The 14,339-nt window shown below is 31.3% G+C and carries 13 protein-coding genes and 1 riboswitch; of the genes, 12 read left to right on the forward strand and 1 reads right to left on the reverse strand.

Going from position 1 to position 14,339, the window contains the following annotated elements:
* Nucleotides 1–211: 211 nt before the first annotated feature.
* A complete protein-coding gene (locus IMX26_RS01265; protein ID WP_195159916.1) occupies nucleotides 212–472 on the forward strand; it encodes a hypothetical protein in 261 nt (86 codons plus the stop codon).
* A gap of 30 nt (nucleotides 473–502) precedes the next feature.
* Here IMX26_RS01265 and IMX26_RS01270 read toward each other — a convergent pair whose 3' ends face one another.
* Complete coding sequence (locus tag IMX26_RS01270; RefSeq protein ID WP_195159917.1) at nucleotides 503–1,717, reverse strand: cation:proton antiporter; 1,215 nt, start codon at nucleotides 1,715–1,717, stop codon at nucleotides 503–505.
* Between the two features lie 108 nt (nucleotides 1,718–1,825).
* Nucleotides 1,826–1,884: riboswitch (Fluoride riboswitch) on the reverse strand.
* 168 nt (nucleotides 1,885–2,052) lie between these two features.
* Here IMX26_RS01270 and IMX26_RS01275 point away from each other — a divergent pair.
* The 11 genes from IMX26_RS01275 (at nucleotide 2,053) to IMX26_RS01325 (ending at nucleotide 14,046) form a co-directional block, all read left to right on the forward strand.
* Nucleotides 2,053–2,928 carry an AraC family transcriptional regulator gene (locus IMX26_RS01275; protein ID WP_195159918.1) on the forward strand — a complete coding sequence of 292 codons (876 nt, stop codon included), beginning with the start codon at nucleotides 2,053–2,055 and terminating at the stop codon, nucleotides 2,926–2,928.
* Between the two features lie 11 nt (nucleotides 2,929–2,939).
* Nucleotides 2,940–3,803 carry a TrmO family methyltransferase gene (locus IMX26_RS01280; protein ID WP_195159919.1) on the forward strand — a complete coding sequence of 288 codons (864 nt, stop codon included), beginning with the start codon at nucleotides 2,940–2,942 and terminating at the stop codon, nucleotides 3,801–3,803.
* A 285-nt stretch (nucleotides 3,804–4,088) separates the two neighbouring features.
* Nucleotides 4,089–6,629 (forward strand): excinuclease ABC subunit UvrA, encoded by a 2,541-nt coding sequence (uvrA, locus tag IMX26_RS01285; RefSeq protein ID WP_195159920.1) that lies wholly within the window; start codon nucleotides 4,089–4,091, stop codon nucleotides 6,627–6,629.
* A gap of 369 nt (nucleotides 6,630–6,998) precedes the next feature.
* Complete coding sequence (locus IMX26_RS01290) at nucleotides 6,999–7,559, forward strand: histidine phosphatase family protein (RefSeq protein WP_195159921.1); 561 nt, start codon at nucleotides 6,999–7,001, stop codon at nucleotides 7,557–7,559.
* A gap of 67 nt (nucleotides 7,560–7,626) precedes the next feature.
* Nucleotides 7,627–8,541 (forward strand): MerR family transcriptional regulator, encoded by a 915-nt coding sequence (locus IMX26_RS01295; protein WP_195159922.1) that lies wholly within the window; start codon nucleotides 7,627–7,629, stop codon nucleotides 8,539–8,541.
* 82 nt (nucleotides 8,542–8,623) lie between these two features.
* A complete protein-coding gene (locus tag IMX26_RS01300; protein ID WP_195159923.1) occupies nucleotides 8,624–9,346 on the forward strand; it encodes a DUF5131 family protein in 723 nt (240 codons plus the stop codon).
* Nucleotides 9,347–9,642: 296 nt separating this feature from the next.
* Nucleotides 9,643–10,491 (forward strand): class I SAM-dependent methyltransferase, encoded by an 849-nt coding sequence (locus tag IMX26_RS01305; protein WP_195159924.1) that lies wholly within the window; start codon nucleotides 9,643–9,645, stop codon nucleotides 10,489–10,491.
* Nucleotides 10,492–10,581: 90 nt separating this feature from the next.
* Nucleotides 10,582–11,079: a nitroreductase family protein gene (locus tag IMX26_RS01310; RefSeq protein ID WP_243259336.1), complete on the forward strand. Its 498-nt coding sequence runs from the start codon at nucleotides 10,582–10,584 to the stop codon at nucleotides 11,077–11,079.
* A gap of 483 nt (nucleotides 11,080–11,562) precedes the next feature.
* Nucleotides 11,563–11,778 carry a FeoA family protein gene (locus IMX26_RS01315; RefSeq protein ID WP_195159925.1) on the forward strand — a complete coding sequence of 72 codons (216 nt, stop codon included), beginning with the start codon at nucleotides 11,563–11,565 and terminating at the stop codon, nucleotides 11,776–11,778.
* Between the two features lie 175 nt (nucleotides 11,779–11,953).
* Nucleotides 11,954–13,903, forward strand: coding sequence for a ferrous iron transporter B (locus IMX26_RS01320; RefSeq protein WP_195159926.1), 1,950 nt, complete (start codon nucleotides 11,954–11,956; stop codon nucleotides 13,901–13,903).
* Nucleotides 13,903–14,046 carry a FeoB-associated Cys-rich membrane protein gene (locus tag IMX26_RS01325; protein WP_195159927.1) on the forward strand — a complete coding sequence of 48 codons (144 nt, stop codon included), beginning with the start codon at nucleotides 13,903–13,905 and terminating at the stop codon, nucleotides 14,044–14,046. The genes IMX26_RS01320 and IMX26_RS01325 overlap by 1 nt, the downstream gene beginning before the upstream one ends.
* Nucleotides 14,047–14,339 lie beyond the last annotated feature (293 nt).

Raw genomic sequence — 14,339 nt, forward strand, 5'->3', positions numbered from 1 at the left:
AAAGGCATAATCAGTAACTATACTGATTATGCCTTTTTTTACATTTCTTATGGTATAAAACCCTCTTTACTTTAGTGAAACTTAATGTTACATTAAACAATGTAAACAAATTTTAGCAGTTTAGTAACTGATAATCTAATTATTGATGATTAATATACCAGATACTTATTAAAAATGAATAGCTAAATTAGCATAAAGGAGAGAATACACCATGCCATTTAAAACAATAATTTTTACTCTATTATTTGTAGCTGTCACCTATGCTCAAGTTATACTTAGTAGCCATAAAAATAAATACTTAGGTTTAATAATACCAATAATTAATATATTATTTGCGTTAAATTTGACCGTTGATGAGGTAGTAAAAACTCAGGATTATACTATTCTTTTTATATATTTAATACCAGCAGCGATTAACTTAGCAATTTATTTTTCTTGTAGATGGAAAACAAGAACAATTTATACTAGCTAATTTTGTTTAAAAAATCATATCTAGTAATAACTAATCACTTACCTTTTTTAGGTTTTTAGTTTTAGTATCTTTAGTTAGCCAGCGATTACCAAATATTTTAATAGCGATTGCTCCTAATGGAGCAGTAATGATAATCGCCATAACTGCTAATGCTAACATAACCTCTCCCGAGGCTATTCCCATACCTAGTGGAATAGCTCCTATGGCTGCCTGTACAGTTGCTTTAGGGGTATATGCTACTACGCAAAATAAACGCTCTTTAAATGTAAGCTTTGTATTTAAGGTAGAAATCATTACCCCAATGCTACGGGCCAATAGGCCTAAGGTAATAATTACAATACCTGAAACTCCTGCATTAAGTGCTACAGCAACATCTACCTCTGCACCTACTAAAACAAACAAAATAATCTCAGCAAATACCCATATTTTATTGAGCGAAAAAGATAGCTTTTTCGCTGTTTTAGGTGTTATTTCTAAAATCATAAAACCAATGGTCATTACGCCTAACAGACCTGCTATGGCAATTTCATTTTTTAAATACTCTTCAATAACTACAGTAATAAAAGCAAATCCCAATAACACTAAAGTACTTTTAGTTGAAACTAGATTGCTTTTATTAAAAAATTTAGCCAATAAATAACCTAATAAAGCACCAATGCCAACTCCTAAAACAATAGATAGAGGAATGCCTAGTAATTGAATACCTAAGTTAACTTTATTACCTCCATATAAGCCTAAAAATGAGCCAAAGATAGTTATTGCAAATACGTCATCTATTGACGCAGAAGCTAAAATTAGTGTTGGGATACTCTTATTTGTGCCTATGCCCTTATCCATAAACTTTAACATTAAAGGTACAACAACAGCGGGAGATACAGCTGCAATAATAAAACCTAAAATACCTCCCTCTACAAAGCTAAAGTTTAATAGATAAATTGAAATAAAAGCGATTGTAAAGCCCTCAAGAAGTCCGGGTAAAAAACTTAGTTTTAGAGCTGTTTTTCCAACTCGTTTTAAACTTTCTCTACTAATACCTAAGCCAGCTCTCAACAGAATTACGATTAAAGCAATTTTTCTTAGTTCACCACTTATTTTTATAGTTTTGGGGTCTAACAAATTAAGAGCATGTGGTCCAATTATAATACCGAGTATTAACATTCCTAATAAACCAGGTAGTTGTAACTTCTCAAATAGGTAGTTAAACAATAATCCCAACAAGATAATAACTGCCAAACTAAAAATCATAATTTAACCTGCTTTCAATTATACTAAGCTGTTTATTTACATTAAATAATACTACATGTTGTTTATGAGTAGTAATTTAAAATACAAAACTCCTACAGAAACAAACATGCCACTGTAGGAGTCATTAGCTTAAGCATTTAAGGGCGAACTCCATCGCCACTAGCTGAAGTATAGCATAAAACCTAAGTTTGAACAATATTGTAGGTATAATTTTTACACAGATAAGTTATTGTATTATAATTTTAATTACGCACTATTTAAATTAGCAAGATAATACAAGACTATAGTAGATAGTTCCACTATCATAAACAGGTGGTTACAAGGAGGATTACATTTTGAAAGCTAGTTCACAAGGAACTTATATTCAAAGCATCAATAACGTAATAGATTATATTGACAAAAATATTCAAAAGAAATTGAGCCTAGAGCATTTAGCTAAAATAGCTGGCTTTTCAAAATACCATTTTCACAGAATCTTTAGTGCTTATATGGGTGAAACCTTAAACAATTTTGTAATGAGGTTACGGGCAGAAAAAGTTGCTAATATACTGTGTTGTTACCCTCATAAATCTTTTACAGAAATAGCTTTTGAATGTGGCTTTGCGGACTCTGCTGCCTTTACTAAGGCATTTAAAAGAAGGTTTAACTTAGCACCCAATGAGTGGGTTAAGCAAAAGCGAAGTGTTGAAATACAGCTAAATAAACCTGCTATGCCTATATTTAATAATATCCATGATATATTCATATCAGCTAGTGTTGAAAACTTACCATCTTATACTATTGCTTATGTACGTTATATTGGAAAATATGCTGGTGATGTTGAGCTTTTTACTAATCTTTTTAATCAGCTTGCTGAATGGTGTATGCTAAATAAAGTACCCTATCAAACATCAACCTCGTTTTGTCTATATCACGATAGTATAAAGCTAACCGATGTAAATAAGCTTAGAGTAACAGTTGGGGTAGAGGTAATGCCTAATGTTGAGGTAAACAACAAAATTGGTAAGCTAGTTATTGAAAGTGCTAGATATCTTGTTGCAAGTTTTAAAATAAACGAAAATCAATATGGCTACGCTTGGAGATATGTTTTTGGATATTTACTTAATGACTTTAATGTAAAGCCTGCTAGTAAACCAAGCTTTGAAATGTATAAACCTTGTTCACTTAATAATGGGGAGCATTATGTAAGTATATGTGTTCCACTTCAATAGGAGGATTTAATATGTCTTGCACTATCAAGCCTATCGGAAGTTTACAAATAACACGTAACGTTATAACTGGTTTAGTAAATGAAAAATATCAGCCGGCACTAAAAAAACTTGAGCTATTTAGTCATCTTTTATTAATTATAGATAATCCTAAAAATAACGATAAAGAGAATACGCATTTCCATAACAGCGCTATTTATATTCTAACTGCGCAAATAGAAAACATTACAGATAATAAAATTTGTTTAAATGCAACTGTGAACTTTAAGGGTAAATACAATATTTATGATATTAAGCCATACTTTCCTTGTGAGGATAGAGTGTTTGAGGCAAAGATTACTGAGAATACTATTTACCAAGAAAGCTTAATAAAAAAATTAATAAACAAACAGCTAATTCAGCAATCTAAAGAGCTAAAGATAAAAGGTTATATTCAAAAGAATCAAGATGGATATTTTTTAGATTTATCTCAGTACCCAAAAGATATAATAGAACAGTATAGTAAGTTTTCACATTTAAGAGTTATTTGGCAGTTTAGTAGATTTAGTAAGGATAAACATAAAAGAGTTTTGTTAGTGAATCCTCCGTATGAGAATGCCCCTAAATCAGGCCTATTTGCAACAAGATCTCCAGTTAGACCAAACCCTATTGCTATAACTGTAGTTAAAATAAAAGAAGTAGATATCTTAAATAAACTAATGGCTGTAAGTGATTTAGATTCATTTAATAATACCCCCATATTAGATATAGTTCCGTATATACCCCAAAAAGATTTTGTAGAGAGCTTTTTTGTGCCTAGCTATTTAGCGCATTGGCCTAAGTATTTTCAAGATATCAAAAAAGAGTTCAAGATTCAAAAAAGGTTCCTAAGTATTTAGCTCGGTTATTAATAACCTTGGTTCAAGATAGCTCGGTTATTAATAAAGACAAAGTTCAAATACTGAAATTGGATCAGTATAGAAACTGACAAAGTTGCCTCACGATCTTAGCTCGGTTATTAAAATATAATTATAAAGGGAGCTAACCAGAATAATTTAAAAAATATTTCTTTAACTATACCTAAAAATAAACTAACTGTTTTAACAGGGGTAAGTGGTAGTGGAAAATCGAGCATTGCGTTTGATACCCTTTTTGCTGAAAGCCAAAGAAGATTTTTAGGTAATATGAGTGGTGCTAACAAAAATATCTTAAGTAATTTACCAAAACCCCAGGTAGATCAAATAATAAGTTTACCGCCAGCTATCGCTATTAAGCAAAAATCAAGCAATAAAAACACAAGATCTACGGTAGGTACTATTACAGATATAAATAATTATTTAAGGGTACTGTTTGCAAAAATAGGTTTAAGAAGATGCCCTATTTGTGGAAAAACTATTGAAGTTAAAACAGAAAATGAAATAATAAAATTAATAATGAGTTTAAAACCGAAAGCAACAATAGAGATTAAAGCTTATAATGGTAACGAGAGTTTGTTAAATACAGTAATTACTAAGGAGCAAAGTAAAGAACAACAAAAAATAGTTAAAGAGATTGTTTTAAAGGCACTACACTTAGGTAAGGGTGCCTTACAACTTACGATTAATCAGCAATTAAGTTTAACTTTACAAACAAAAGAAATGTGCTTTCACTGTGAGCAAATTATGTTTGAGCTTACTGCCTCAGATTTTAGCTTTAATAATCCTGAGAGCATGTGCAGTAAATGTAATGGATTGGGTAGCATTTTAACGGTTGACAAGAACCTAATTATCCAAAACCCTCACTTATCTATATTAGATGGTGCCTCAGAGTGGTGGGGCAACTTAAGAAAACATCGTAAAAATCCCAATGCCAATTGGATGCGAGGCGAGGTATTAGCTTTAGCAGAAGAAATGCATGTTGATCTTAATTTACCATGGACTGATTTGCCTAAGGATTTTCAACATCAGGTTATTTTTGGGTCAGGTAAAAAAGAGGTTAGCTTTGTATATAAAAATAAAAACGGACGATCGGGTAAAATAACTCGGCCAGTTGAGGGTGCTTATAATGCTATAAAACGTCTCTATAATAAAGCTAATGGTTCAAGTCATTTTATTGCTAATAAATTTATGAAAAAACAACCATGTCCAAAATGTAATGGTGAGAGGTTAAATACAGCCTCAAGGCTAGTTTCAATAAACGGTATAAGGTACCCTGAGGTAATTAATAAAAATATTACTGACTTATTAGAGTGGATAAATAACTTACAGTATAGCCTAACTACTCAACATCGAATTATAGCCAAGCCGATAATTAATGAAATTAAAAATAGGTTAGTTAGCTTAACTGAGGTTGGACTATCATACCTCAATTTAAACCGTAGTGTTCCTAGCTTATCGGGTGGAGAGCTACAAAGAATAAGATTAGCATCTCAATTAAATAATGGCCTTAGTAATATGCTATATGTATTAGATGAACCTTCTGCTGGATTACATGCTTATGATAATAAAAAACTTATTAAGACCCTACAGCAACTTAAAACCAAGGGTAATACTGTAGTAGTAGTTGAGCATAACCGTGACACTATAGAGGCGGCTGATAATATTATAGATATTGGACCAGGGGCAGGAGTTAATGGTGGATATGTAGTTGCTAAAGGAAGTTTAGTTGAAGTTATGAGCAATGAAAAATCTGTTACGGGTAATTATCTGACAAATAAAATTAATAATGTTAACTTAAATAACAACAGATTCGATTTTTACCTAACAATTAAAAATGCTAACGATAATAATTTAAAAAATATAGATGTAAAAATACCTTTAGGTGTTGTAACTTGTATTACAGGTGTGAGTGGCTCCGGTAAATCAACCCTGTTACTAAAAACACTTTATCCGGCTTTATTAACCAAGCTAAATAATCAAAAACAAGAGTGTGGAAGGTATAGTAGTTTAAGTGGATATGAAAATATTGATAACGTTATAAGAATATCTCAAGCAGCTATTGGGCGTTCACCAAGGTCTAATCCTGCAACTTATACTGGGGTTTTTGATTTTATAAGAGAAGTATTTGCAAAAACAAAAACAGCAACAGAACTTGGCTATAATAAAAGTTTTTTTAGTTTTAATAGTAAACAAGGTCAATGTGAAGACTGTAAAGGGGAAGGTCGTAAAAAAATTAAGCTTCATTTTATGCCAGATATTTGGATTGAGTGTACAAATTGCAGAGGTAATAGGTACAAAGAAAAAGTTCTTCAAGTAAAATACAATAATAAATCTATTGCTGATGTGCTCAATATGGATATTGCCGAAGCTGCAGAATTATTTTCTGCTGAAGGTAAAGTGTATAATATCCTTAAGGTGCTTTGTGATGTAGGATTAGGATATTTAAAGCTTGGGCAGTCCTCGTTAACTTTGTCAGGAGGAGAGGCTCAGCGAGTAAAGTTAGCTAAAGAGCTTAGCAAAAATAACACTGGTAAAACACTTTATATACTAGATGAGCCAACTGCAGGATTACATTTTAAGGATATTGAAAAATTAAATACATTATTTAATACCATTGTTAAAGAAGGCAATAGCCTGGTAATAATAGAACACAATTTGGAGGTAATAAGTAAAGCAGATTATATTATTGATTTAGGACCATACGGAGGAGACCAAGGTGGAGAAATAGTTGCATGCGGCACAGTAAGAGATATTGTAGCATGTGAAAAAAGCATCACAGGTCAAATGTTAAAAGAATACTTATCCTAAATACTAGAGGGGTAGTCGGTAAAGAATTTTTAATTTACTGACTACCTTTAATAATTAGAGGAGCATGGTGAATATATTAACAGTATAAGCAATATTAATGGTTTTTAAGTAGCTTAAGTTCGCTATCTTAGTAACTCAAGTATGTTTTTTTTAATTTTGTTTGTTATAATATTTGTAGTAGTAGGTTGCAAACTGAGGGTGAGTATAAACTGTTAGTTAGAAAACATGATTATAATGTTATTGTAGCATAGTAGTTTTGCTGAGCAATCTAAGAAACTATTTATTTTAACTTTGTTTTAGTTTTGGTCTGTTTAAGTATTGTTAGAGTCTCATTTTAAAAATAAATATAAAAAATGGTGAGGAAAAAACATGAGTAGAATATATTTTGTAAGACATGCTGAGTCAAACTCGAAAATTCACGAGGATTTATTAAGGCCACTTACCGAGCAAGGTAAACAGTCAGCTCAAAAGATTACAGAATTTTTTAAAGACAAGAATATAACTAAAGCTTTATCTAGCCCCTATAAAAGGTCTATAGATACCATTAAACCCTTCACAGATAAGTACAGCATAAACATAGAGCTTATCGAAGACTTTAGGGAGCGCAAGATAGCTACGGGCTGGATAGCTGATTTTACTAGTTTTGCTCAAAAGCAGTGGTCTGATTTTAATTATAAATTAGAGCAGGGGGAGTGTTTAAGAGAGGTTCAAAAGCGTAATATTAATGCTTTAACAAAGGTTATTAAAGAATACGACAATCAGAATATTATAATAGGTACTCATGGAACAGCCTTATGCACTATTTTACATTATTATAATAATGATTTTTGCTATAATGATTTTGATAGAATAAGACCTCTAATGCCCTATGTGATATGTTTAGAGTTTAATGATAAAAATTTAGTAAGTATAAAAGAGTTTTTAATATAGAAAGTTGTTTTTTAGCCTTGACTGTGTCCTTGGGGAATAGCCTAACATTAACTGTGAGGTGATTAAAATGTTAATAAATGAGGCTGTAAAGGCTACTCACTTAACAAAAAAAGCAATAAGGTATTATGAAGAGAAAGGACTAATTTTTCCGGTTGTTAATGAAGAAAATGGCTACAAAATATTTAGTATTAATGATATTGAAAAACTCAAACAAATATCTTTTTTACGTAATATAGGTATGCCAGTATCCGTAATAAAAGACTACTTAAATAATCCCAATAATCGCGAACTTATCTTAAAGCAGTTTTCTAAAAATATATCAGAGCAGATTGAAGATCTTAAATTTGCAAAACAAATAATAATCGATATGCTAAACAATAAAATAACAGATTATGAAAAACTAAATGATATATTACTAATTAGCCAGCAAAGTAATAAAAATTATGTCATTAAACAGTTGCTTAGATTGTTCCCAAATCCATTTGGCAAACAGCTGGTAGCACATTTTTCACCATTCTTAAATGAACCACTAAATAGCCCTGAAAAAAAGCAGGCTTTTAATGAGATAATCGAGTTTTTTGATAATTTAGATGAAATACCATTACCCAAAGAATTAGCCCAAGAATATGAATCAATGGATGATAAAAAGCTGTTTAATTTCTATGAAAATGTTCAGAATAAAATTAAAGACATGTTAAAAATTGACTTAAACGATAAAACAGCTATGTTAAAGTTAAAAGAAGATATGAAAAAATATGCTGATATTAGAAACGACATGAATGATGCAAGCAATAAGATGTTTGTTAAGGTCCAAAAGCAATTAGGAGATACTTTAAAAGCAAGCGGTTATTATGATAAGTTTGTTGTTAATATGAAAATAATCAGTAGTGATTATAAGCAGTACACTGAGAACATTATAAAATTAGGTGAAGTACTATTATTAAGCTACGATGAAGAGGGTAATGCTGTAGTAGGAAATTAATTTTGTAGGAACTACTGTATTTTTTCAGTAGTTCTCTTTTACATATTAATTAGTAATAAATTATATGACTAGGGGTGTAGCTATGACTGTTTGGAACCCATGGAGAGGCTGTCATAAAAAGAGTGAGGGATGTAAAAACTGTTACATTCATAGAGCTAATGCCAGAAAAGGTATTAATACAGATATAATATATAAAACTGAAGAATTCTATAAACCTATTGCCAAAGACTCAAAAGGTAACTATAAAATGAAAAGTGGACAAACTGTTTATGTCTGTTTTAATAGTGATTTTTTTGTAAAAGAAGCTGATGATTGGCGATGCGAAGTTTGGAATATGATGAAAACAAGGCATGATTTAAACTTCTTTTTTATTACGAAGAGAATTGAAAGATTTAAAATGGGTTTACCACCAGACTATCAAGATGGATACGATAATGTAACAATTTCAATAAGCGTTGAAAACCAATTACGAGCTAATGAAAGAATACCGATTCTAAAAGAGCTACCTATAAAACATAAAGCCATAGCTTTTCAACCCTTATTAGAAAAAATAGATATTTCTAATTTAATAGACAATAGTCTTGAGTATGTAGTGGTAGGTGGGGAGTCTGGTAAAGGTGTAAGACCTTTAAACTATGAATGGGTTTTAGATATAAGAGAACAATGTATGACAAAAAAGGTTAGTTTTATTTTTAGACAGGTAGGCTCTATTTTTATTAAAGATGCAGTTACCTATAAAATTCAAAAACGATATTTATGTTCCCAAGCTAGAGATGCAAATATTAATTATAATAGTAAGGCATAAAGATTGACATATAATAAAAAATAATATATTATAGCACAATAGAAACTTAAAAAAGGTGGAATGTCATCCGCTTTCGCTTATAGCAAGCGAATTTGGAAAGGTAAAATAAAATCTTAAATTTTATAATTGTTTATAACTGAAAAAGTTCAGTTTATTGAGCAATTGCTTTAAAGATTTTATTTTACGAAAATACATTCAACTTTACTTTTGGTAGTAAGGCCGTAGAATAAAATTCTACGGCTTTTTTGTATTGTGTAAAAGTAATTACCACCTTTAAACAGAGAAGGAGATAAATAATGAAAGAAATCAATATCACCAGTTTACTAAGCTATGGTGTAAAGCCTAAGCTTTTTACCAAAGGTGAGATTCAGTTTTGGCAAGACTCTCATATAGCTAAGGGCATGTTACAGGCGCATTTAAACCAAGATACTAATGCTGCTAGTTATAAGCTTAGTAAAATTAGAGAAATTGTTGACTTTATTACAAAAACAATAAGGCTTCAAGCAGAAAATAAAATACTAGATTGTGGTTGTGGGCCAGGTTTATACTGTGAATTATTTAGTAAAAAACTGCTAAATGTTACGGGAGTAGATATTTCCCCTAATTCTATTGCCTATGCTCGGCAGTCAGCAAATAAGCAAAACCTAAATATTAAATATGAATGTAACGATTATTTAAGCTTAAGCTATAAAAGAGAATTTGAGGCAGCCCTCATTATTTGGCAGGATTTTTGTGTACTTAATAATAATGAAAGAAATATATTTTTACAAAATATATATAATGCCTTAAAGCCTCTTGGCTACTTTGTGCTTGATGTTTCAACACCCAATATAGAAAACGAAAATACCGAAAGGAGCTCTTGGAGTGTTTATAAAACTGGATTTTGGAGTGAAAAAGAGCACCTAGTATTAGAAAACCTGTTCTTTTACAACAATAAAAAAATACGTTTAAAGCAATATGTTGTTATAGAAAAAGATAGAGAACGAGTATTTAGAATATATCAGCAACACTACGAGCCACAGGAATTGACTAATATCTTAAAACAAAATGGCTTTAATGTTATCCATTGTTATGAGGACTTAACGGGTAAGCCCTACACTAAAAACAGCAAGACTATGGCAATTATTGCCCAGAAAATAATGTAAGGAGAACGAAAATGATTATTGACCTATTAAGTAATAGAGCAAGCGAGAGCCTTTGACGATAAAAAGATACCTGAGGAAGTTCTAAATAAGATACTTGAAGCTGGTAGACTTTCCCCCTCTGGAGGTAATGAACAGCCTTGGCTATTTGGGGTGATTAAGAACAAACAAACTATTAATAAAATAGCTAACCTAGCTTATAATCAAAGTTGGCTTAAGTCAGCACCCTTAATTATTGTGTTATGTACTAAGATTTACGATAAAAATAAAGGAGGTAGAAATATATGTATAAAACGATTTCCTCACTTAAAAGAAGATATTGAAAATATGAATGATGAACTTTTCGCTGCCTTAAATGCCGAAGAGCATCAAACTAACATAGCAGGTAGTCATATGGTTTTAAGTGCTTTAGAACATGGTGTTTATTCTACTTGGCTTTCATATTTTAAGGTGGCTGAACTAAATGAACTATTAAATTTGCCAGCAGATTTTATTGCTTCAGAGATGATTGCCTTTGGTTACCCCAAAACAGTACCCATAATGAGGCCTAAAAAGAGTCTAAAAGAAATAGTGTTTTATGAGAGTATATAAATGATATTCGACTCTAACAGACCGTTCCGATTTCGTCATCAGTGACTCTGCGTCACTTTCACAACGTCGTGTTGATCATTTTGTTAAAGCTCAACTATTCGGTCTCCTTATAATAAAAAAAAATAGCTGCAAGTTCAAAATGTCTGTTTTTCGACTGTCCCTTAATTACTTGCAATAAACAAGTTGTATTAGTAACTTTATACAAAATATATATAAAAAATATTTTTTTATTATTGCAAATTTTTAACATTATTGCAAAGCCAATATTTGCATATAAACTAGCTAAAAAAAACAAGAATTTATTTATGATTTTATTCAATATTTTACTTGACTTTGCATATAGATATGATAAGATAGAAGAGAGTGATAATTATTATCAATAGCTGTTTATTTTAGTCAATAAACAGTGCTCTAATACTGGATATTTTATTAAAAGATTTTTCAAGGGTTATGAAGAATAGTTATTTTAAGAGGGTGAATTTAATGAAATTATCTAAAGCTAGAATAGGTGAAACCTTTACTGTAAACGATATTGAAGGTAAAGATAAAACTAAAAAGTTTTTATTTTCACTGGGTTGCTTTGCTGGTGAAGAGATTACATTAATCTCTAAATTAGCAGGTACTTATGTTGTTAATATTAAAGATAGTAGATATGCAATTGATGAGGGTATGGCAAAATCAATTTTAGTTAGTGCTTAGTAATAAAAGGTTTATTCTTTAGGCATACAAGCGTGTACTTTGTACAGCGCTTGATGTTCTTAAAGATGAAATAATGTTTTATTATTAAACGGGGTTTATTTTCTCTTTTTTTGGACATATAATGATAATGGTTATCATTATTGAAATATAACAACCTTTAGGCGGAGGTAACAAAATGAAAATAGCATTAGCAGGAAACCCTAACTCAGGGAAAACAACTTTGTATAATGCAATAACAGGCAAGAATGAGTATGTTGGTAACTGGTCTGGAGTTACAGTTGATAAAAAAGAGGCAGATCTCAAGAGAAAATATAACTCTAAAGGCTTAAAAATTAGAGTAGTAGATTTGCCAGGGGCTTATTCTATTTCACCATTTACGGGTGAAGAAAAAATTACTCGTGACTTTGTTTTAGATGAAAAGCCTGATGTAATAATAAATATTGTTGATGGAGCAAATTTTAGTAGGAGTTTGTTTTTTACAACCCAATTATTAGAACTTGGAATTCCTGTGGTAATTGCTTTAAATAAGAGTGATATTATTGCTCGTAGAGGCGACACGGTAGCCATTGATTTACTTAGTAAAGAGCTAAAATGTAAGATTGTAGAAACTACAGCTACAACTGATAAAGGTTTATCTGAGTTAATTAACGAGGCAATAAAAATGGGCAGTGGATCCCAAAAACAAATAGCACCAATAATTGATACTAAAGGTTCAGCAGATGCTGATATAGCAAGACAAAAGCATGTAGATAAGGTTCTTAAAAAATGCTTAGTGAAAAAAAGAGATGCTACTAAGGTTAATATATCTGATAAACTAGATAGAATTGTTGCAAATAAATGGCTTGGCTTACCTATTTTTATTTTAATTATGTGGGCAGTGTATGCAATATCTATTGGTGGTATAGGTGGATACTTTACAGGCTACTTAAATGATACTTTATTTGGTGAAATTGTACCCAATGCTGTTAACTCATTTTTAGAAGGCTTAGCCGTTCACCCATTATTACAAGGATTAATAGTTGATGGTGTTATTGCAGGGGTAGGTGCTGTGTTAGGTTTCTTGCCACAGATTATGATGTTATTCTTCTGCTTATCACTACTTGAAGATTGTGGCTATATGTCACGTGTTGCTGTTATTATGGATAGGTTCTTTAAAAAGTTTGGTTTATCTGGTAAATCAATTATTCCTATGATTGTTGGCTCTGGTTGTGCTATACCAGGAGTTATGGCAACTAGAACTATTGAGGATATTAATCAAAAAAGAATGACAGTTATGCTTGCACCTTTTATACCTTGTAGTGCAAAGTTGCCTATAATAACATTATTTGCTGCGGTTTTCTTTCCAAATAAGTTATGGGTTGGACCATTAATGTATTTACTAGCAATTCTTATGATTGCTATTGGTGGTATGTTACTAAAAAAATTGTTTGTGTGGGAAAACACTTCTCATTTTATAATGGAATTACCAGAGTATAAAGTGCCTAGCTTACTACATGCCGTAGGTCAAATGTTTGATAAGGCAAAAGGTTTTATTTACAAAGCAACCACTATTGTATTAGTGTGTAACGCCTTTGTCTGGTTTGCACAGACTTATAATTGGGCCTTACAGCCTGTGGAACAAAACGTTAGTATTTTAGCATCAATAGGATCATTGATTGCCCCTATTTTAGTTCCATTAGGGTTTATGGGCTGGCAATTAGGAGCAGCCGCTGTTACAGGTTTTGTGGCCAAGGAAAACGTTGTTGGTACTTTTGCAGTATTATTAGCTGTATCAGAAAAAGCTTTACACTTACCAACTGGTCCTTTAGGTAGTTTCTTTACTCCAGTTACTGCCTTTGCCTATTTAGCTTTTAACTTGTTTACACCACCTTGTTTTGCAGCAATTGGTGCTATGAACTCAGAAATGGGCTCAAAAAAGTGGTTATGGAAAGGTTTGGCTTTTCAGTTTTCAGTAGGTTATTTAGTTGCAATGGTAATAACCCAAGTTGGTACTTTAGTGTTTTATGGTAAGGCTGCAGCAGGTTTAATTCCAGCTATAATTATTGCAGCTGTAACAGCAATATTCTTAGTATTTAAGATTAAAAAATCTAATATCCAAAGAGAAAAGGTTAATTTAGCAGCCTAATGGGTACTTTTATTGTAGGCGTAATATTAGCTGGAATAATATTTTACGCCGCTAAAAGAGTTTGGCATGATATGAAAACCCCAGGCTGTGCAGGATGCTCAAGTTGCTCAATGAAAGATAAATGTAACAGTAAGCAGCAATAATACGTTTTGCTTGCAAAACGTTACCCTATAGAGTTAAAATAATACGTTTTGCTTGCAAAACGTTACCCTATAGAGTTAAAATAATACGTTTTGCTTGCAAAACGTTACCCTATAGAGTTAAAATAATACGTTTTGCTTGCAAAACGTTACCCTATAGAGTTAAAATAATACGTTTTGCTTGCAAAACGTTACCTTAGAAATTTATAATTATACAAGGCTGTCGCACAAAAGTGCGACAGTTTTTAGTAATATAGTACTTTTTATATCGATAGAAATAAATATAAGGTTAGAAC

It is taken from the genome of Clostridium sp. 'deep sea', from assembly GCF_014931565.1.
Classification (GTDB): domain Bacteria; phylum Bacillota; class UBA994; order PWPR01; family PWPR01.